The 18,755-nt window shown below is 58.3% G+C and carries 17 protein-coding genes, 1 tRNA gene and 2 riboswitches; of the genes, 7 read left to right on the top strand and 11 right to left on the bottom strand.

Going from position 1 to position 18,755, the window contains the following annotated elements; translation table 11 throughout:
• Window positions 1–192: 192 nt before the first annotated feature.
• Both ACZ5C3_RS02485 and ACZ5C3_RS02480 read right to left on the bottom strand, forming a co-directional pair.
• On the bottom strand, window positions 193–1,197 hold the full coding sequence (locus ACZ5C3_RS02485; RefSeq protein ID WP_464044489.1) for a 2-dehydropantoate 2-reductase: 1,005 nt from the start codon (window positions 1,195–1,197) through the stop codon (window positions 193–195).
• Between the two features lie 41 nt (window positions 1,198–1,238).
• Window positions 1,239–2,417, bottom strand: coding sequence for an NADH:flavin oxidoreductase/NADH oxidase (locus ACZ5C3_RS02480; RefSeq protein WP_464044488.1), 1,179 nt, complete (start codon window positions 2,415–2,417; stop codon window positions 1,239–1,241).
• Window positions 2,418–2,483: 66 nt separating this feature from the next.
• Between ACZ5C3_RS02480 and ACZ5C3_RS02475 the strand changes: the two genes are divergently transcribed.
• The gene (locus ACZ5C3_RS02475) at window positions 2,484–2,780 is read left to right on the top strand and encodes a hypothetical protein (RefSeq protein ID WP_464044487.1); all 297 of its coding nucleotides are present in this window, start codon (window positions 2,484–2,486) and stop codon (window positions 2,778–2,780) included.
• Window positions 2,781–2,825: 45 nt separating this feature from the next.
• Here the strand turns inward: ACZ5C3_RS02475 and ACZ5C3_RS02470 are convergent, their stop codons facing one another.
• Both ACZ5C3_RS02470 and ACZ5C3_RS02465 read right to left on the bottom strand, forming a co-directional pair.
• The gene (locus ACZ5C3_RS02470; protein WP_464035004.1) at window positions 2,826–4,091 is read right to left on the bottom strand and encodes a S1C family serine protease; all 1,266 of its coding nucleotides are present in this window, start codon (window positions 4,089–4,091) and stop codon (window positions 2,826–2,828) included.
• 604 nt (window positions 4,092–4,695) lie between these two features.
• Window positions 4,696–4,769 (bottom strand) — tRNA-Gly (locus ACZ5C3_RS02465).
• A gap of 160 nt (window positions 4,770–4,929) precedes the next feature.
• Between ACZ5C3_RS02465 and ACZ5C3_RS02460 the strand changes: the two genes are divergently transcribed.
• The 5 genes from ACZ5C3_RS02460 to ACZ5C3_RS02440 all read left to right on the top strand — a co-directional run bounded on the left by ACZ5C3_RS02460 (window position 4,930) and on the right by ACZ5C3_RS02440 (window position 8,711).
• Window positions 4,930–5,517 (top strand): methylated-DNA--[protein]-cysteine S-methyltransferase, encoded by a 588-nt coding sequence (locus tag ACZ5C3_RS02460; RefSeq protein WP_464035002.1) that lies wholly within the window; start codon window positions 4,930–4,932, stop codon window positions 5,515–5,517.
• 9 nt (window positions 5,518–5,526) lie between these two features.
• A complete protein-coding gene (locus ACZ5C3_RS02455) occupies window positions 5,527–6,378 on the top strand; it encodes a helix-turn-helix domain-containing protein (protein WP_464035001.1) in 852 nt (283 codons plus the stop codon).
• Window positions 6,379–6,402: 24 nt separating this feature from the next.
• Window positions 6,403–6,759, top strand: a complete 357-nt coding sequence (locus ACZ5C3_RS02450; protein ID WP_464035000.1) for a VOC family protein — start codon at window positions 6,403–6,405, stop codon at window positions 6,757–6,759.
• A gap of 23 nt (window positions 6,760–6,782) precedes the next feature.
• On the top strand, window positions 6,783–7,178 hold the full coding sequence (locus tag ACZ5C3_RS02445) for an SRPBCC family protein (protein WP_464034998.1): 396 nt from the start codon (window positions 6,783–6,785) through the stop codon (window positions 7,176–7,178).
• 324 nt (window positions 7,179–7,502) lie between these two features.
• On the top strand, window positions 7,503–8,711 hold the full coding sequence (locus ACZ5C3_RS02440; protein ID WP_464034996.1) for an EAL domain-containing protein: 1,209 nt from the start codon (window positions 7,503–7,505) through the stop codon (window positions 8,709–8,711).
• 7 nt (window positions 8,712–8,718) lie between these two features.
• Here ACZ5C3_RS02440 and ACZ5C3_RS02435 read toward each other — a convergent pair whose 3' ends face one another.
• From ACZ5C3_RS02435 to ACZ5C3_RS02420, 4 genes are all read right to left on the bottom strand, one after another.
• Window positions 8,719–10,152, bottom strand: a complete 1,434-nt coding sequence (locus tag ACZ5C3_RS02435; RefSeq protein ID WP_464034994.1) for an MATE family efflux transporter — start codon at window positions 10,150–10,152, stop codon at window positions 8,719–8,721.
• A 135-nt stretch (window positions 10,153–10,287) separates the two neighbouring features.
• Window positions 10,288–11,991 (bottom strand): acyl-CoA dehydrogenase family protein, encoded by a 1,704-nt coding sequence (locus ACZ5C3_RS02430; RefSeq protein ID WP_464038237.1) that lies wholly within the window; start codon window positions 11,989–11,991, stop codon window positions 10,288–10,290.
• Window positions 11,992–12,309: 318 nt separating this feature from the next.
• Window positions 12,310–12,744 carry a 6,7-dimethyl-8-ribityllumazine synthase gene (locus ACZ5C3_RS02425; RefSeq protein ID WP_464034992.1) on the bottom strand — a complete coding sequence of 145 codons (435 nt, stop codon included), beginning with the start codon at window positions 12,742–12,744 and terminating at the stop codon, window positions 12,310–12,312.
• A 77-nt stretch (window positions 12,745–12,821) separates the two neighbouring features.
• A riboswitch (FMN riboswitch) is annotated at window positions 12,822–12,965 on the bottom strand.
• 125 nt (window positions 12,966–13,090) lie between these two features.
• Window positions 13,091–14,197, bottom strand: a complete 1,107-nt coding sequence (locus ACZ5C3_RS02420; RefSeq protein ID WP_464034990.1) for a 2'-deoxycytidine 5'-triphosphate deaminase — start codon at window positions 14,195–14,197, stop codon at window positions 13,091–13,093.
• 102 nt (window positions 14,198–14,299) lie between these two features.
• A riboswitch (SAM riboswitch) is annotated at window positions 14,300–14,379 on the top strand.
• A gap of 71 nt (window positions 14,380–14,450) precedes the next feature.
• Between ACZ5C3_RS02420 and ACZ5C3_RS02415 the strand changes: the two genes are divergently transcribed.
• On the top strand, window positions 14,451–15,659 hold the full coding sequence (locus ACZ5C3_RS02415; RefSeq protein WP_464034989.1) for an O-succinylhomoserine sulfhydrylase: 1,209 nt from the start codon (window positions 14,451–14,453) through the stop codon (window positions 15,657–15,659).
• An 89-nt stretch (window positions 15,660–15,748) separates the two neighbouring features.
• On the opposite strand, the gene ACZ5C3_RS02410 is transcribed toward ACZ5C3_RS02415, so the two are convergent.
• Genes ACZ5C3_RS02410 through ACZ5C3_RS02400 form a run of 3 tightly spaced genes read right to left on the bottom strand, consistent with a single transcriptional unit; the run spans window position 15,749 to window position 18,671 of the window.
• On the bottom strand, window positions 15,749–16,675 hold the full coding sequence (locus ACZ5C3_RS02410; RefSeq protein WP_464034987.1) for an SGNH/GDSL hydrolase family protein: 927 nt from the start codon (window positions 16,673–16,675) through the stop codon (window positions 15,749–15,751).
• Complete coding sequence (locus tag ACZ5C3_RS02405; RefSeq protein ID WP_464034985.1) at window positions 16,675–17,445, bottom strand: SGNH/GDSL hydrolase family protein; 771 nt, start codon at window positions 17,443–17,445, stop codon at window positions 16,675–16,677. Before ACZ5C3_RS02405 ends, ACZ5C3_RS02410 begins: the two co-directional genes overlap by 1 nt.
• On the bottom strand, window positions 17,442–18,671 hold the full coding sequence (locus ACZ5C3_RS02400) for an OpgC domain-containing protein (RefSeq protein ID WP_464034984.1): 1,230 nt from the start codon (window positions 18,669–18,671) through the stop codon (window positions 17,442–17,444). Before ACZ5C3_RS02400 ends, ACZ5C3_RS02405 begins: the two co-directional genes overlap by 4 nt.
• Window positions 18,672–18,755 lie beyond the last annotated feature (84 nt).

Genomic DNA, 18,755 nt, shown 5'->3' with positions numbered 1-18,755 from the left:
GAATGACCGCACCGGACGCTTGGGAAAGCGAAAGCCTTTGCCGTCGCCCGGTCATCACATCAGTAAAAAAATATAATCCAGGTCGCATACTTCAGCCAGCCGCGGCTTTAGGCAGTGATGCGATTTAGTGCATTTTTCCAAATGGATTTTGCGGGAACAAAATTGAGGGATGACGCCGTTGCATAACAGACGTCAGGCGCTTCGTATCTGCTCGGGGCTCAAACCGGGTGATCCCCTCCCTGCCTGCTCGGCGCCTTTGATGAGGGCCGCGATGTGGGCAGAAAGAGGGGCCTGCAGATCATGCCGCGCGGCCAGCGTGACGATCAGTCCCTGAAGGTGATCGATCTCGGTCCGCCGTCCGCGCTGCAGATCCTCCCACATGGACGAGCGCGCTTTCGGGTCGATCTTCACCATCGAACTCGCGATCCGCTCAAACAGGAAGTCCGGCAGCCGCAGGACATAGGGCGTGAGAGATGCCGGGAGCGGTGTCATCGAGACTGGCGCGATGCCTTCCGCCTTGAGGACAGCCAGCGCCTCGCGCCACTGGTCCGCGAACAGCACCCGCCAAGGCCTTTGTGCAAGCTGCTCCCGCAGGGGGAGGCCGGACAAGGCGACCAGCGCGTTGTTCAGGTTGACCAGCAACTTGCCCCATTGAATGCCGGTGATGTTGTCCACCCCGCGAAAGGCCAGTTCCGGCTGCCAAAGCTGGCCCGCCGTATCCGCCTCGTCCTTCTCCAGCAGAATGTCGCCAGACGTTGCACGGTGGAAATGACCTTCGCCAAGCGCAATGACGTTGAACGGCACCATACCGGCCAGCACGCGATATCCGGGAAGCCGCTCCCGCAACACGGAGACGTTGCCAGTGCCGTTCTGAAGGCTGACAATCGTGGCCCTCTTCGATGCATGCTGCGCAATCTGATCGGCCATTGCAGCCGTATCATCGCTCTTCACGGTGACGAGAATGATATCCGTGTCCGCAAGAATCGCCGGATCAGCCGCGAGCCTCATCTCCGCAGACGACAGGCGATGCTCGATGCCCTCGAAGCTCGTGACCTGCAAGCCATGCTGATTGATGTCGTCGATCGTGCGTGGCCGCGCCAGCAACGACACGGACCGACCACCGGCACGCAGCATGCCGCCGACAAAACAACCGATGCTGCCCGCACCAGCAATACAAATGGATTGAGATGGTCCCATCGCCCTGCCCGCCCCCAACGCGTGACGGGACGAAGCGTGGCCTAAATCCTGCGGAACGGCAACGCTGGGCCGCTAAGCTTGCGGAGCCCCGGCTCCCGCCGCTCCAGCCACCAGCCATATTGCTTGGGCCAGGAATCGAACGTGCCGTCTCCGATCTCGCCCTTCGATTCGCGCAACGCGAGTTCAGCATGCAAGGGCCAATTCGGATCGAACAATGCTTCGCGCCCCACCGCGACAAGATCCGTCTTCCCCTCAGCCACCATATCTTCGGCCTGCTGCGGATGAAGGATCAACCCCACAGCCATGGTCGTGAAATTGGTCTCGCGGCGGATTTCTTCAGCGAACGGCACCTGGAAGCCGTAACCACGCGGAATGCGGGCGGCGGTGGCCGATCCCATCAGGCCGCCGGACGAACAGTCGATCACATCCGCGCCCCGTGCCTGGGCTTCACGCACGAATGCGATCGAGTCGGCGATATCGAGACCACCGTCGAGACCGTCGACGGATGAGATACGCACGAACAGCGGGCGTTCCTTCGGCCAGACGGAGCGCACGGTCTCAATGATCTCGAGCGGATATTTCATGCGGCCGGCGCGATCACTGCCGTAGGAATCGTTGCGCTGATTGGACAGCGGCGAGAGGAATTCGTGCAGCAGATAGCCGTGAGCGCAATGGATTTCGAGCACCTCAAAATTCGCCTCGACGGCGCGAAGCGTGGCAAGGCGCCAATCTTCGCGCAGCTTCTTCATGTCCGCATCGGTCAACTCATGCGGCATCAGCCAGCCGTCGTCCATTGGAATGGCGCTGGGCGCGACGATGGTCCACGGCAGGTCGCCCCGCGCGCGATCCTCAGCCGTCAGCGCCGCATTGCCGAACCAGGGCCGCTGCATGCTGGCCTTGCGGCCGGCGTGGGCGAGCTGGATCGCGGGGATTGCCCCATTGGCACGGATGAACGACGTAATGCGCTTGAGCGGCGCAACCTGACTATCGTTCCAGAGCCCGAGGTCGCCGTGGGTGATGCGTCCCTCTGCGACGACCGCGACGGCTTCGGTCATGACAATGCCGGCACCGCCCTGCGCGAACTTGCCGAGGTGAACCATGTGCCAATCGTTGGCCACGCCATCGTCCGCCGAGTACTGACACATCGGCGAGATCACGATCCTGTTTTTTGCGGTCACATTGCGAAGCGTGATGGGCGTGAACAATTGCGGCTGCGACATCAGGCCTCTTTCGGAGATGACATTGGGACAAGTTAAAAGCGAGTCTAATGATGCAGTAAAACCGGCATGTCAAATTCGCATACGACTCGAACGAAGAATAGCAACGAGCCGAAATCGCCCGCTTTCAATGTAAACGGCGAGGCTTCCCTTCGTTTTTGGGTTTTAGAAATGATATACAGGCTGGCGCCTCGCGAGGAATTGCCAGAATCGCGGATTTCCGAGAAGGAAACCTACAATCGCAACGCCGAAACAAAAAATATAAAAATGGCAGCGCAGCTCCAAAACCCCATGCCCTCACCCGAGCGTCGCGGCTTGTTTCCGCAGCAAATGTCGTTGCGCCAAAAAATAGAACCGCAATTGTAAGGAAAAGCGCATTCTTATTCGAACACTCGATTCCTGCGACATGTCCTATTTTTTTGCTGTCTCGGTTTGCTCTGTCGCCTTGCAAGTAATGAGAAGAGTAAAGGCTCTTGCATTGCGAGCGATGTCCGTCGTCTTTAGCTCAATCTTGGCATCAGAAGTTTGGTAGGGCACCACGCTATTGTCCAAAAAATCTCTGAGCGCACCTGTCTTGATAGCGAAGTTGATATTTTCAGGAATGTTGCCCGTCGCTTTCACAAACTTTAGCGCATTCAATTTGGCGGCAACTACCCCGACGACTTCACCGCTAGATGACAAGAGCGGACCGCCGCTGTTACCCGGCTGTACGGCTGCGCTTATTTGCAGATAACGGGTATCGTTTAAGACGCCACTTAAAGAGCTCACGATTCCTGTAGTCACAGTGAAGTCCGATGTGAGCAAACCATGAAAGGGGTAGCCAATCGCAACCACGCTATCACCTGACTGGACTGCTTTGGTTTTAATTGTAGCGACTTCTTTGAAGCTGCCAGAAGCTTGCAGCAGAGCTAAGTCATTTGTTTCGTCACTGGAGACGAGCCGGAGTTTTACGGGTGAGGCCCCGGTCAAACTACCTTGGATGTCCCCAACGCATCCGTTCACCACATGCTGATTGGTTACAATATGTCCATCAGTACTCACTACAAAACCGGTTCCAGTCTGATCGGAGAGCTTCGAGGACTTAGATGGCGGCGCACTTGGCGTTGCTGTCGTAGAGACTACCGGTTTTGCGGCCGCGGGTGTGGAGGCAGCAACCGCGAACTCTCCGGCATTAGCGACCCCATTCTTCTTCACGCTCAGGACGCAATTCACAAGTGAGGGCAATAACTGAGCGGTTTGGGTTAGTTTGAATTGAAACAGTTGGCCTTGCGTGAAGGCGGTCATAACGCTTGCTTTTCGAAACTGGTCGATAAGCGTCGACTTTACCGGCATCGAGACTTTGACGAAGGTCGCGGTGGAAGGCACGCCATGCACGTTGATGGGGGATTGCCCGTCAAAAGTCAGGGCGATTGGAAAGGCTTGGCCTGGTATCAACTTCCAATTGTCGTGGGAAAAGCCCAAGGTCCAGCTCAAATCATCACTGATAGCGACAACAAAATATATTCCGCTTTGGTAAGCGGCGCCTGCCGCGCAGTGAGAAAAGCTTCCTGTTTGTTCGCTTGTGTACGCGCCGCCCTTCCATTCACCGACGCTTATGGAGCCATAAGGGCCTCGCGCGTGAGTTGGCTCAATCGTAGCGAATAACGCGACTGCAAATGCGATAATCCAGATCTTCATGAAAACGCCCCCCAAACCAATTGCCGAGCATAATTGGAGCACGCAATTAGAGTCTAGGAGCAACCACTTTATTGGACAGAGTTTGGGGACTGATCTGGGGACTGCAAACGCAAAACGTTGGCAATTCCAAAGATTTCAGTGCGCTAGGATGGGCACTTGGCGGAGGGAGGGCCTCCCTTGCCATCTAAAAATCCATCGTAAAGGAAGGGGCTTAAGCAACTTCTGCCAAGTTACTCTGTACCAAAAGCTTGGATTTCGCGAGAATGTTTTGACGAAAGCCCACGTGGAGATGCACCTGTCAAAATGTCGTTGAAGATTTGCGGCCCGGCGACCTTCGGTTAGAAAACCCTGCCTCAATCTCCTTCTGAAACTCCCGAAGGATGCGGACAAATCCTTTAAGTCACTTTCGCGCGCGTCGTTCTCGCGGCTGAATAGAATGTTTCGATTAATGACTGACAGAGAGCTTGCTAAGGGTGAGCCACAACCGACGCCAGCTGAAACCCCAAGGAAACTTTTTAAATTTGCAGTTCGGACTTTGTTTTTGCCACCGTTGCAGACGCGAATTTCGTACAAGTTTTCACAAGATTGGGGGCTTCAAAGGGTTTGGAGCGGGCGAAGGGAATCGAACCCTCGTATGCAGCTTGGGAAGCTGCCGTTCTACCATTGAACTACGCCCGCGGTAGTGCGGTGGATCTGACGCACTAGGACGACCTTAGCCATACCCTGTGCGATGCCGCAAGATGGTTCCCATAGCAGATTTCGGGTGGCAGGTGGCATGGAAAAGCGCAAGATTCTCCAAGTCCAATGATGACAAGCCATGTTATCGCGGAGGCACATCATGACACCTAGTTTTGCACTGTTTGACACAGAAATTGGCCGCTGCGGCGTCGCCTGGGGCGAGCGCGGCCTTCTCGGCGTGCAGTTGCCGGAGGCAAACGACGCCAGAACCCGTGCGCGCATCCAGCAGAAAGCGCCCGGCGCTGAGGAAACCTCTCCGCCGCCGGATGTGCAGAACGCCTGCGAGGCCATGGCGAGCCTCCTCAGAGGCGAAAAAAGCGACCTGTCTTTCATCAAAGTCGATATGAGCCACGTGCCGGAATTCAACCGCAGCGTCTATGACATCGCGCGGACCATCGAGCCGGGTGAAACCCTGACCTATGGCGATATCGCCACACGGCTGGGCGACAAGCTGCTCTCTCGCTCGATCGGCCAGGCACTCGGACAAAATCCATTTCCGATTGTCATCCCTTGCCATCGCGTGCTGGCAGCCAATGGCAAGACCGGCGGCTTCTCGGCCAATGGCGGTGTAATAACCAAGTTCCGGATGCTGGCCATCGAAGGTGCGAAGACCGCCCAGAAGGCCGACGACAGTCCGATGCTGTTCGATCCGGGCCTGTCGATTGCTCCGCGCCGGCAGCGACGATAACATCGCCGCATGCAAGCCCAACCGCTGTTTCAAAGCGAATGCCTGTCTGTGGTCGACTACCGGTGCAGCATGGGGCCGGACGATACGCCATTCGTCGAACAGCACCACTGCCACTCGCTGTCGTATGTCCGAAAGGGTAGCTTTGGTTATGACAGCCGGGGCCATTCTCACGAGTTAGTGGCCGGAGCGGTCATGGTCGGGCATATGGGCGACGAATATGTCTGCTCGCATGCCCATCATGAGTGCGGCGATGAATGCCTGTCATTTCAACTGACCCCGGCTTTTGCCGATGAGATCGGCCTCAGCCAGGACGCACTACGCACCGGATGTCTACCGCCGCGGCCCGAGTTGATGATCTATGGTGAACTTGCGCAGGCTGCGGGATATGGCGAGAACGACATCGGCGTCGACGAAGTCGCCATGCTGTTCGTTGCCCGCTTTATGGAATCGGTATCCGGACAATCCAGGCGAACGGCGCCGTTGCCGATGCGCGACCGCCGTCGCGCCGTCGAAAGTGCAATGTGGATCGACGACAACAGCGATCAACCACTCGATCTCGAAACCACCGCGAAAGCCGCCGGCGTGAGTTCATTCCATTTCCTGCGGCTGTTTTCGAACATTCTCGGTGTGACTCCGCATCAGTATCTGGTCCGGGCTCGGCTGCGTCACGCGGCGCGGCTGCTCGCCGACGACACGCGATCCATCACCGATATCGCCTTCGATGTCGGGTTCGGCGATCTGTCGAACTTCGTGCGCACGTTCCACCGGGCCGCCGGCGTCTCACCGCGGCGGTTCCGCGAGGCCGCACGCGGTGACCGCAAGATTTTCCAAGATCGGATGCAGGCACACGCCCTAGGGTGATCTCCATCACAAACGGAGATCACCATGTACGATCATATCGGACTGAGAGTCAGAGACCTCGACGCCAGCATCAAATTCTATACCGCTGCACTTGCACCACTCGGCCATGTGCTTTGCTCCCGTGACGACAGCGGCGCGGGCTTCGGGCCAAAGGATGCGCCTGCGTTGTGGCTGCATCTGTCCGATGCGGCCAAGGGCGGTGCGCATGTGGCGTTTCGCGCAACCGACCACAACGCTGTCAAAGCCTTTTATGCTAGCGGGCTGAAGACCGGCGGACGCGACAACGGCGGTGCTGGCCCACGCGCGGATTACAGCCCGACTTACTATGCGGCATTCTTGATCGACCCGGATGGCAACAACATCGAAGCTGTCTGCACGTAACACGATGACGCAGGAGACGAGCCATGGCGTCGATTCACAAAGAGACCCTGATCGAAGCTCCATCAGACGAAGTCTGGGATGCGGTGCGCGATTTCGACGCGGTCCACACGCGCCTCGCACCCGGCTTCGTTACTGACGCCAGGAAAGACGGTGACGCGCGGATCGTGACCTTTGCGAACGGCACGGTTGCACGCGAAGTCCTCGTTGACTGCGACGATGCGAGGCGGCGACTGGTCTACGCCATCAAAAGCGAACGCATCACGCAGCACAGTGCGTCAGTCCAAATCTTTGATGAAGGAGAACAGCGCTGCAAGTTCGTCTGGACCGTCGATGTGCTGCCGAACAGCATCGCGGCCTACATTGATGCGCAAATGGACCTCGCTGTGACCGCGATGAAGACAAAACTTGACCACAGGTAATTGCCCCGCTGTGGAAAAGTGAAATTGTGAGACAGCGTAATTGTTCAAGAATCGAACAGACAATCGGCGCGTTGCGCGTCGAAAATTTCTTCGTTCAGACCTGCACGCACGAATTTTGAATCGGCTTACAGCGTTTTCTGAAACCAAATGACGGACTTATCGTACACGACCGCGATGCAGAAAATTTGAAATTCGCGATCGATAAAATTTTAATTTCTATCGCCCGTTTAACCTTACCTAACTATTCAATCTACCGTTCCAAAGATTTCATATTTGCAACCTTCGTCGCAGCGATAGTTTCGCTCGGGGGCATGGAGGTGGCGAATGAGAGAACAAAAGTCGGTACAAGTAGAACGGGTTGCGACCTTCGGTCAGCGGAAGGTCGCTCCGCGCGTTTGCATTGCCGACGGCAAGAAGCACATCCGCACGTTCTTGGGTGAAGCTCTTGAGGAGCTCGGCTTCATCACCTGTGAATGCGCGGCTGTAACTGAACTGTCATCCATTCTGAAGGAGCAATTGCCCGACCTCATCGTCCTGGGCTTGCCTGCGGACGGTGTCGAGGCAGGGCAGATGCTGAAAATCCTGGTCGACCATGAATATGACGGCAAGGTGCTGTTGATCGGCCCGAAGAATTCCATTCTTGTCACAGCCGTACGTCAGCTCGGTGAAGAATTCGGCGTGGCGATGCTGCCGCCGCTTGCGACGCCATTCAGCGCAGACGGTTTGCGCGCAAGTGTCGCCACACTGCTTCCAGCCCAGACACCGCCAAGCCCCGCGGTCGACGTCGCAGAGGCACTCAAGGCCGATTGGCTGGAATTGTGGTATCAGCAAAAGATCGACGTTCACACGCTCGCACCGCGTGGCGCCGAAGCGCTTGTCCGATTGCGGCACCCGACATGGGGGGTGGTGCCGCCGGCTTACTTCATTCCGGACGACCGCGATCCAAACTTCACCGCTCTCTCCGAATTCGTCATCAGGCGCGCGCTGAATGATTGGTACTACTTCATCGGCCAGCATGGCCCGGTCGATATCGCGATCAATCTACCCATCAGCTTCCTTGAAGACCCGGCTTCGATCGGAATGCTGTGCCGCATGATTCCCGACCATCCGGCGTTCGGCGGATTGATCATCGAAGTCAAAAGCACCGAGATCATTCAAAATCTCGATCTCGCACTCGATGTTGCCAAACGAGTTCGATTTCACAACATCGCTATCGCAATCGATGATCTCGGCGTGGACTGGCCGTCACTGATGGATGTCCCGAGCTTCCCGTTCGTCGAAATCAAGGTCGACAGGGAGTTCGTTACGGGCTGCGCCGACAATCGATTGAAGCAGACCGTGTGCCGCCGCATTCTCGAGCTTGGAAAACGCTTCGGCGTGCGTACCGTTGCCAAGGGTGTGGAAACGCGCGCCGATCTCGTCGCCGTTCATGAGATGGGATTTGATCTTGCCCAGGGATATCTGTTCGGCAAACCCGTGAATGCCAAGAAATTCGCGCGGGCCGCACTGTCACGTCCGGTGACGGTTGAATAGGAGAAAACTAATCGGCCGCAATTGGCAACGCCGCCTTTGGTCCCCAATTCGTGAAGCGAACGGCGGCTGTGGCGAGCACACCGAGCAGAATCATGGAAGCGGCCGCAAGCCAAAAGAACTGCGCACTGGTGGCGCTTTGTGACGAGAGCCACCAGCCGCCGGCAATGATGAAAACCAGCCGCGCCGTCTGGGCCAAGACAGGTCCGACGACCTTCGCAGCACCCTGCGACGAGAAGTAGAGCGAGATCGATAGACCGATGAATGCGAAAAGGGGAGCCGCGGTCGACAAATACTGGCGGCTCGCCGCACGCACAGCGGCATTGTCGGTGAAAATATTGACCCAGATATCGGGGAAGACAGCGAAGAAGCCGCCGACGCATCCAACCGCCACAAACGAAACACCACCGGCCGTCCATGCAATGCGCCGCGCGCGTGCGACACGACCGGCGCCGATAGCCATGCCGATCATCGGCACCGACGCGATGCCCACTGCAAAAGCGAGCGACGTGAGCATGAACTCCAGCCGCGCTCCGATGCCGTATCCAGCCAAAACTTCAGTCCCGAACGCAGCCAGCAAATGTGTGAAGATCGTGATAGTGAGTACGACCTGCAGCGGCGAGAAGCAGGCAATGGCTCCGACTGACAGGATGTCGTAGAACATCGCACGCTGAAACTGAAAGCCCTTGAAGCTCAGCTTCACGCGGCCGCGGCCCGACAGCAGATACCAGGCCATGATGGACGCACCGAGCGAGAACGCAATCAACGTTCCGGCCGCGACGCCGCGCATTCCTAACTGCGGAATTGGACCGAGGCCAAGACCGAGCACGCCGCCAAGAACGATCTGACACAGCGCCGAATTGAGAATAACCGCAGACGGCAGCTTCATGTTGCCGGTCCCGCGTATCAGAGCCGCCAGCGTGTTCATCACCCAAGGGATGACTGCGCCGCCGAAAAAGATGTGTGCGTAGCCGATGGCTTCGCTCAGGACACGCCCCTGCCCGCCGAGCATGGCGAAAAGCCGCGGCCCGAAGATCAGCATGCTCGTCATGAACACGAGGCCGAAGCAGACACCGATCATCAACGCGTGCACGGCCAAGGCCGCCGCGCGTTCGGTATCTTCGGCACCCAGCGCGCGCGCGATCGACGAGGCCACACCGCCGCCCATGGCACCACCGGACATCGTCATCATCAAAATGACGAACGGAAACACCAAGGCCATTGCCGCCAGCGGCTCAACCCCCAGTCGTCCGATGTAGGAAGTTTCCGCAATGGCAACGCAGGTGCCGGCGGTCAGTGCGACGACATTGGGCGCGGCGAGCCGCAACAATGTCCGCAGAATAGGGCCGTCCAGCAGCGGATTTCTGACCGGGTCCTTGATGCGCGGCAGCGGCGGCTTTTCGCCCGCCGGCACAGGTATCTCGGCAACACCGATCTCGGACATAATCTCCCCTGGACGGCGTTTTTGTTATGTCGCGAGCCGCCCTTTTCTTAGAGCCATAGCATTGAATTTCCGCGGAACAATACGCGCGCCGCGCATAGGACTTCCGCGTTGGCACAGCCGGGGGCTATCAGCGTTTTAAACGGCCGCGAGCACGCTCGACGCATCCGCCATGCTGGTCGGCTTATCACCCAGCAGTCGACCAGCGATGTCGCCCTCGCCTCTGGATAGCATCGCAAAGGGGTCTTGTGCCGTCAGCCGGTGATCAACCACGAGCCGCGAGAGCAGCAACCGCCGGGCGTCCCCACGGATGGCGTGGATTCTCGATCCTTCCCATGCGAACGCAACCGCGCTGGCAACGTGATAGAGCGTGCTGGTGGCGCGGCGCGCTTCAGCTTCGTTCTCCGATCGACCAGCCACTTCGCGAGCAAAACCGACGGCTTTGTCCGTCAGACTTCGCAGGCGATCGAGCCAGACTTGCGGCACGCCTGCGGCATCATCGATCCGCGCGTGAAGATCGGCTGCGAGTGCCGCTTCCGCGCCATGGCGGCCAACAGCACGCTTCAACGCATCGAGCGCGACGATGTTGCCGGTGCCTTCCCAGATCGAACCGAGATGAGCGTCCCGCAACAGCCGTGGCGTGGCGAATTCCTCAATGTAGCCGATACCGCCGCGCATCTCGAGCGCATCGCCGCAAACTTTGCGCGCATCGCGGGTGGCGCGGTATTTCAGGGTCGGCGTCAGCACTCGCAGCAGCGCTGCCGCATCCTGACTACCCGCCTCGGCACGATCCAGCGCATCCGCGGTGAGGAAGCTCAGTGAGACCGCCTGCTCCGTCGCCAGCATGACCTTCATCAGCTGCCTGCGCGCGAGCGGCAGGTCGACGATGCGGTAGCCGAACACCACGCGATTGTTGGCAACGGTATTCGCATCATGATGCGCACGCCGCATCAATGCCGCCGACTTCACGCCGTTGGACAGACGTGACCAATTGACCATCTCGGCCATCTGCACAAAGCCGCGATCGAGACGGCCGACTGCATAGGCAATCGCGCCTTCGAGCTTGATCTCGCCTGACGCCATCGAGCGCGTGCCGAGCTTATCCTTGAGACGGACGATGCGATAATGGTTCGGCGAACCGTCATCGAGCCTTCGTGGCATCAGGAACAAGCCGACACCGCGGGTGCCATCGACTGCACCTTCCGGCCGCGCCAGCAGCATCACCACTTCAGCATCAGCGTTGGAGCAGAACCATTTCTCGCCGTGCAGCCGCCAGTGATTGCCCTCCTGCACCGCGACCGTCGTGAGCCTGCCGACGTCAGAGCCGCCCTCTTTTTCCGTCATGAACTGCCCACCCTGGGTGAGTTTGGTCATGTCGGTCTGGGTCAGGCCATCGAGATATTTCGTCTTGAGTGCATCATCGCCAAAGCGCGACAGCAGCCGCGCTGCGCCATCGGTGACATTGATCGGGCAACCAAGGCCGAACTCCGCCTGATTGAACAAAAACGTAAAGGCGTGCTTGGCCACCGCGGGATAAGTATCCGCCCATCCAAGGATGCCCTTCCGATGTGACATCGCGTGAATGCCGAACTCACCATAGGCGGCGCGTTCAAGCTCGCGATAGGCCGGATGATATTCGATCCACTGGCGGTCGTTCCCGAACCGGTCGCGCTGATGCAGGACAGGTCCATGCTTGTCCGCAAGTCGTGCACACTCATCAAGATGACCACCCGCAAGCGCACCGAGGCGATCAAGATGCGGCTCGATGTGACGGAACAAATGGTCGGGAAGATGAACGCGCAATAGATCCGCCAGCACCGGATCGGCACGATAGAAATTCATGCCCGATGTATCGGGCGCAATCAGACCAAACTCTGATCGCGGCTTTTCAGCAGGCGTGTCCGAGATTCTGGCCGAAGCGTGGGCGGCTTGCGTCATGACGTTCCTTCCTTGCCGGGATCGATCCCGTTGTTTTCAGGAATGATCCGGCATTTGGACACCGACAGCAAGCGCTGCCAGATCACGTTTCTTGCTTGGCCAAGCCGTTGGCTGAGAACTTGAACACGACGAACCAATCCATGCGTCTGAAAAATAAAAGCCAAATCTCTGAACTAACGAGGAAGACCGGGGATGGAGCTGCGCCCCACCCCCGGAGATTCTTTACGCAGCGATAGACGCGCGGGCGCGTCCTATCATCAAAGCAGCTCTCGCGGCTTCGCGTCCCTTCTCAATGAAGTGTGCCCGGTAAATCTGAATGTGGTGTTCGGTGTCCTGAAACTGGTGAGGCGTTAGCGACACCGACAAAACCGGCACCCCTGTATCCATTCCCGCGCGCATCAGCCCATCCACGACAGCTTGGGCAACGAATTCGTGGCGATAGATTCCACCATCGACCACAAAAGCCGCGGCAACCACGGCTGAGTATTTCCCAGATGCCGCAAGATCGCGCGCAAGAAGCGGCATTTCGAAAGCGCCGGGAACGTCGTACACATCAACGTCTTTGGCTGGGATCAGCTCACAAAAGCCATCAAGCGCTCGATTGACGATGTCAGCGTGCCAATTGGCTTTGATGAAGGCATAACGGGTGGGTGTCATTGTGATCTCCTTTGTTAGTGACACGTCACCCAAGGCGATCACGCGCGGCCTGACTGTCCGATTGGACAGCAGGAACCACCCGTTCTCTTTCATCCGGACTATAACCGTCGGCTCAGGCATCTCACCTGATCTGCTGACCCTTCCACGGAAGGCGCTCGCGGGCTCGCAACGTAAAGCTGCATACCGCCGGTGGGGAATTTCGCCCCGCCCTGAGAACACGGGCATAGTAGGTGTGGAATTGCAGCTTTGACAATGGGCCGGCAGCACATGCCGCCACCACGGCTTCGAAGCTGCTGTTCCGGGCAGCGAAGAACATCCGAAGGCGATATGCCGCGAACGACGAGCGTCAGACCCGGAAGTGCTTCGACAGTTTCAGGCCCTGGCCCTGATAGTTCGAAGCGATGCGCTGACCATACAGCGCATCAGGCCGCCCCAGCATCTTCTCATAGACGAGACGACCGACGATCTGGCCGTGCTCGAGAATGAAGGGCACTTCGCGCGAACGAACTTCCAGCACTGCGCGCGAGCCTTGACCACCGGCACCGGCGTAGCCGAAGCCAGGATCGAAAAAGCCCGCATAGTGCACGCGGAATTCGCCGACCAGCGGATCGAACGGCACCATCTCGGCAGCGAAATCCGGCGGCACCTGCACTGCTTCCTTGGAAGCAAGAATATAAAACTCACCGGGATCAAGGATCAGGCTACGATCCGGCCGTGCTTTGATCGGCTCCCAGAATTCACCCACCGAGTAACCGCTGCGGCGATCAACATCCACGACGCCGGTGTGGCGCTTGGCCCGATAGCCGACAAACCCATCGGAACCTTCGCCGGACAGATCAACGCTCACCGCAACGCCATTTGCGAGGTCGGCGTTGTCGACATCGACAAGCCGCTCCTTGGCGTGCAGCGCCTGCAATTCATCGCCATCAAGCGTTGGGTGCCCTGCGCGGAAACGAATCTGCGACAACCTTGATCCTTCGCGTAGCAGCACGGGGAAGGTCTTCGGACTGATCTCCGCATAGAGCGGCCCGTGATATCCGGCGCCGATCATATCGAAGCGGCGCGTGCCATCGGTGATGACCCGGGTGAAAACATCGAGCCGGCCCGTCGAACTCTTCGGATTGGCGGCAGCGAGAATGTTCGGCGGCAGCGCAAGGCTCTCGAGCAATGGCACGATGTAAACGCAGTTGGTTTCCAGCACCGCGTCATCGGACAGATCGATCTCGTGCAGCTTCAATTCATCGATGCGTTCCGCAACCGTCGATTTTGGTCCCGGCAGGAACGAGGCGCGCACACGGTACGCGATATTTCCCAAACGCAGGTCGAGGCTCGCGGGCTGGATCTGGCTTTCGACGAACGGATATTCCGGCAGGATCAGGCCGGCGTCGGCCATCGCCGCAATCATGCGGTCCGGGAGGATGCCAGTCGCATCTGGGGCGAGCGTAAACGACACTTTTCAGTCCTCGGTTGCCGATCCCCTCGGCCGGCAAAATACACACTTTATCGAGTATCCGATGGGGTGCTTGACGGAAAGAGCAGGCGGGACTAAGCCTACGACTTATCCCGTGGTCATTTGAGCCGGCCGGCTTGCAGCCACGTTAAATAACTCGCTAAACAGGCCGGGGACCAGTGTGATCCCGGCCTGTGGATTTTATCCAGGCCGGTTTTTTTGTGTCCATCTTCAGGATGGCCACGACGGAGGTCACATGTCTGAAGTGAAGGTCCCTGCCCCCAAGCCAACCCACGCCTATCGGCCTGAAACACGCCTCGTTCACGGCGGCGCATTACGCTCACAATACGGTGAAACGTCTGAAGCGCTATTCCTGACTCAAGGCTTTATCTACGACAGCGCCGAACAGTGCGAAGCGCGCTTCACTGGGCAGGATCCAGGTTTTCTCTATTCGCGGTTTTCTAATCCGACGGTCGCGATGTTCGAGCAGCGCATGGTCGAACTCGAAGGCGCGGAAGCCGCGCGTGCGACTGCAACCGGCATGGCTGCGGTCACCACCGCGATCCTCGCGCCGCTCCGGGTAGGCGATCACGTCGTGGCTGCAAAAGCTCTGTTCGGCTCGTGCCGTTATGTGGTCGAGGATTTGCTGCCCCGCTACGGTATTCAATCCACACTGGTCGACGGTCACGACCTCGATCAGTGGCAAAAGGCGATGCAGCCGAATACGAAGACCTGCTTCCTTGAAAGCCCGACCAACCCAACCCTCGACGTGGTCGATATCAGCGCGGTCGCTGAGGTCGCCCATCGCGGCGGTGCACGGTTGGTCGTGGATAATGTTTTCGCGACACCGATCTGGCAGAGCCCGCTCGCGCTCGGCGCAGATGTCGTCGTCTATTCCGCCACCAAACACATCGACGGACAGGGCCGCTGTCTCGGCGGCGTCATTCTGTCGTCGAACGACTTCATCCAGGAACACATCCATACGTTCCTGCGCCAGACCGGCCCTGCGATGTCGCCATTCAATGCCTGGGTACTGCTGAAGGGACTCGAAACACTCAGCATTCGCGTCAAGGCGCAGACCGAAACGGCTGCGGCGCTCGCCGATGTCCTGGCAAAGCACTCGAAAATCTCGCGGCTGGTCTATCCCGGCCGTAGCGATCATCCGCAGGCCGAGATCGTCAAGAAGCAGATGCGTGGCGGCTCAACGCTGATCGGCTTCGAGGTGAAAGGCGGCAAGGCCGCTGCGTTCCGGACGCTGAACGCCCTCAAGCTCGCAAAGATCTCGAACAACCTCGGCGATTCCAAGAGCATCGTGACGCATCCGGCAACCACGACGCATCAGCGTTTGACGCCGGAAGCGCGCGCAGAGCTTGGTATCAGCGAGGGCTTCATTCGCTTCTCGGCCGGTCTCGAACACCCCGACGACTTGATCGAGGATTTGGCGGCCGCACTGGAAAAGGCATAAACCTCTTCAGACACTGGAGGGGACGCAAGCTGAACTTGCGCCCCTCCCTTTTATTGTCTTGCCTTCAACGAGGCGAGCCTGGTCCTCGCTCACATCGGGCGAAACGTCATGACATTGGTCGGAGTGTTGGCACCAGCCTTCACCTGCCCGACCGACTTGATGATGGTGTCGCCGAGCAATTGCGCAAAGCAGGCATAGCCCCAATCGTTCATGTGTAAACCGTCGCCAATGACAAATTTGTCGAACGGTATCTTCTCGTCCTGATGCCATTGCCGCATGACTTCAAAGCGCGGAAACACGGCAACATGCTTGAGCTTCCCAACCTCGGCGAGCAATTTCACCATCGCGCTGGCGTTCTCTGCCTTTGCAGTCACCGCAGGCACATATTGCGGATCAATCAACACCACATCGATGCCGCGCGCCTGAAGCTGCCCAATACCGTCCTCTAAAAGAGCCGCGGTTGCGGCAACGTCCTCGGCGCCACCGCGGAGGACGGTATTGGTGCCGAGCTGCCAGATCACCAGATCCGGATTTTCTGCGAGAACAGCCTCATCAAAACGCTTCATCATTTCAGGCGTGTCCTGACCGCCCATGCCACGATTGACGATGGTGATGTCAGCCGTCGGAAATTTTCTGCGCAGCTGATCCAACAGCCGGTTCGGGTAGGTATAGGCCGGCGAGGACGTGCCGTATCCCACGGTCGTGGACGAGCCGAACGCGACGATTTTCACAGGATCCCCTGCCGCGATCCGGCGCGCAACCCTCGGCAACGAGCCCGGAACTTCGGTCAGCCCCTTGGCGGGCAAGCACGGGACGCGCGACAAAATATCGCCAGCCTCGCGCGCAGCACCTTTCGCGGCCTCAATGGCTTTCGTCGCGAGGCCTTTTTGCACGGGTGGCTTCGCCGCATCCGTCTTCACTGCTTCAGTTTGCGCGAACGGTTGAGCGGGGTGAATTGACAGGAAGAGTGCGGCAATCACTGAAACAGAAATAACCGATCGAAAATCAGAGCGCATCAACGCTGCATCCCAAGCTCCGCCGGGTTGATGCGCGACGCCTCGATGATCATCGTCGCAAGCGACCGGCCGATGCAATCGTGAACTCGTCTTGCCATTCCAAAGCCGTGAACCTGGCCAAACAAATCGAAATCACCAATATCATTCCAGTGGCGCATGATCGAAAAGCGATCGAACAGCGGGATATCGTGCTCCTGCGCGACAACACGCATCGTATCGTTGTACGGCGAGACCGAAAGCATCGTCTCCATACGTGGGTTGTACTGCAAATTCATCAAGAGCACGTCCGCGCCTGCCTTTTGCAGCGCATCAACCCCCTGACCCAGCGCGGCCCGGAAATCATCCGGATCGATGGAGCGCATCGCGTCAATGGTTCCGGTCTGCCAGATCACCAGAGCCGGCTTCTGGTCCTCCGGCATTTTCCCGATGAATGCCTCTAAGTCGTCGGCCACTTCCCCAGCCGTTTTCTTTGCCCTGATATCCGCCCTGACATTGACGGTGGATTTGGGCAGCCTCTCGCGTAAGGCTGCTTCCAGCCGCGCCGGATAGGCCGCACTTGCGCCGTCGGGACCGGCCAAGCCGGACGAACCAGTGCCCACCACAAGAATATTCAGGGGTTTGCCGTCTTTGACGGCCGCAGCCACCTTGGCTAGCGGGCTTTCCGTGGTGACAAGATAGGACGGCACGGTGCAAGTCGGCGCATCCTCGGCCCGCGCAGGGACGAGGGCGAGGAGGCCTGCCAGAACACCTGCAATCAATACCGCCTTCATGATCCGCCTCCGGCGAGGTCGGCATCGCCCTCTGCGGCTTTCGCCCGCTTTCCGCTCTTGCCCACTTCAGTCTTGTACCACGAAAAAAGCCACGCCGCGGCGGACATAATAACGATTCCTGAGACGCTGATGAGGAAATGCATCCAGGCACTGCCGGAAAACTCGGCGAGAATGAAGTGCCCGGCAAAGGCCAGAAACACGCCCAGACAAAAGATCTCAAGCGAGTGCTGGCCGCACAGAATGACGGGGCGCAGCCAGGGGGATTTCAGGCCAGGCCAGTCCTTGGGCAGGAAACGCACCACAATCGCAGCCAGCGCAAGGAAGTGGACGAAACGAAGAACGTCGAGGTCCGTTTTGTTGATCGGATACATCCAGCTCTCCAGCCAGCGCGGCATGAACGTGTTGAGCTGTGGGACATGCCAGGTCAGCGTCACGCAGAAGGCAAACAGCAGATAGGCGATACAGAGCCAAAACGTGATCTGCGACGACAGTATGCGTGCCATACGTTTCGCCCCGCCAAGCGCGCACCAGGCACCGAAGACGAACAGCAATTGCCAGGCAAATGGATTGAAGGCCCAAAAGCCGCCGGGATAGGCCGGCAGATAGAGATCAAACTCCCAGGTGATCGCATAGAGAATGACTGCAAGCGCGAGCGTCACATCCGCCTTGCGCTGCATCAACCACAGGATCAGCGGCAGAAACATCATCAGCACGATGTAGAGCGGCAGCACGTCCATATTGACGGGACGGAATTTCAACAGCAGCGCCTGTACGATCATGACATCCGGCTGCTTCAGAAAATCGAGGATGCCCATTTCCTCCGCGTAGAGCGGATTTTCAAACCGGGTGGCGATGTAGGAAATCTCCGCCAGGTAAATCGTGAAAAGAAAGACGTGGGCGACATAGATCTGCCAAACGCGCTTGAAGATCCGCGCGCTTGCCACCACGAAGCCGCGGTCAAGCATGGCGCGGCTATAAACGAACGCCGCGGTGTATCCGGAAATGAAAATGAAAATCTCGGTGGCGTCGCTGAACCCGTAATTGCGGATCGTGAACCAAGTCAAAATATTGGGTGGCAGGTGATCGATGAAGATCAGCCACAACGCGATACCGCGAAAGAGATCGAGACGCAGTTCGCGCTCACTCGTGGACACCGGTGCTGCCACTTTAAAGGACGGCACCTCCACGACGGCCCGATCGGTCATCTGAGGGGTCACGAGTGTCATTCGATTTCGGCACCGTTGGGAAAACCAAGCTTCCGTCCCGCAGTCTTACGGAAGATCAATACGGCCCGCAATTTGCAAGCATTC

The organism is Afipia dichlorophenoxyacetatis (assembly GCF_055386385.1).
The sequence above is the reverse complement of the archived record's forward strand: the minus strand, read 5'-3'. Positions and strand labels throughout refer to the sequence as shown.

What these genes read in the sequence shown, in the direction of transcription:
- ACZ5C3_RS02480 (WP_464044488.1), bottom strand. Translation starts at nt 2,417, where the DNA reads ATGTCGCAGCCGCAATTGTTCACGCCCATCACGCTTCGCAATGTGACC.
- ACZ5C3_RS02455 (WP_464035001.1), top strand. Translation starts at nt 5,527, where the DNA reads ATGCAAGCCCAACCGCTGTTTCAAAGCGAATGCCTGTCTGTGGTCGAC.
- ACZ5C3_RS02470 (WP_464035004.1), bottom strand. Translation starts at nt 4,091, where the DNA reads ATGAAGATCTGGATTATCGCATTTGCAGTCGCGTTATTCGCTACGATT.
- ACZ5C3_RS02440 (WP_464034996.1), top strand. Translation starts at nt 7,503, where the DNA reads ATGAGAGAACAAAAGTCGGTACAAGTAGAACGGGTTGCGACCTTCGGT.
- ACZ5C3_RS02485 (WP_464044489.1), bottom strand. Translation starts at nt 1,197, where the DNA reads ATGGGACCATCTCAATCCATTTGTATTGCTGGTGCGGGCAGCATCGGT.
- ACZ5C3_RS02460 (WP_464035002.1), top strand. Translation starts at nt 4,930, where the DNA reads ATGACACCTAGTTTTGCACTGTTTGACACAGAAATTGGCCGCTGCGGC.
- ACZ5C3_RS02400 (WP_464034984.1), bottom strand. Translation starts at nt 18,671, where the DNA reads ATGACACTCGTGACCCCTCAGATGACCGATCGGGCCGTCGTGGAGGTG.
- ACZ5C3_RS02425 (WP_464034992.1), bottom strand. Translation starts at nt 12,744, where the DNA reads ATGACACCCACCCGTTATGCCTTCATCAAAGCCAATTGGCACGCTGAC.
- ACZ5C3_RS02410 (WP_464034987.1), bottom strand. Translation starts at nt 16,675, where the DNA reads ATGCGCTCTGATTTTCGATCGGTTATTTCTGTTTCAGTGATTGCCGCA.
- ACZ5C3_RS02435 (WP_464034994.1), bottom strand. Translation starts at nt 10,152, where the DNA reads ATGTCCGAGATCGGTGTTGCCGAGATACCTGTGCCGGCGGGCGAAAAG.
- ACZ5C3_RS02450 (WP_464035000.1), top strand. Translation starts at nt 6,403, where the DNA reads ATGTACGATCATATCGGACTGAGAGTCAGAGACCTCGACGCCAGCATC.
- ACZ5C3_RS02415 (WP_464034989.1), top strand. Translation starts at nt 14,451, where the DNA reads ATGTCTGAAGTGAAGGTCCCTGCCCCCAAGCCAACCCACGCCTATCGG.
- ACZ5C3_RS02430 (WP_464038237.1), bottom strand. Translation starts at nt 11,991, where the DNA reads ATGAATTTCTATCGTGCCGATCCGGTGCTGGCGGATCTATTGCGCGTT.
- ACZ5C3_RS02405 (WP_464034985.1), bottom strand. Translation starts at nt 17,445, where the DNA reads ATGAAGGCGGTATTGATTGCAGGTGTTCTGGCAGGCCTCCTCGCCCTC.
- ACZ5C3_RS02445 (WP_464034998.1), top strand. Translation starts at nt 6,783, where the DNA reads ATGGCGTCGATTCACAAAGAGACCCTGATCGAAGCTCCATCAGACGAA.
- ACZ5C3_RS02475 (WP_464044487.1), top strand. Translation starts at nt 2,484, where the DNA reads ATGTCAAATTCGCATACGACTCGAACGAAGAATAGCAACGAGCCGAAA.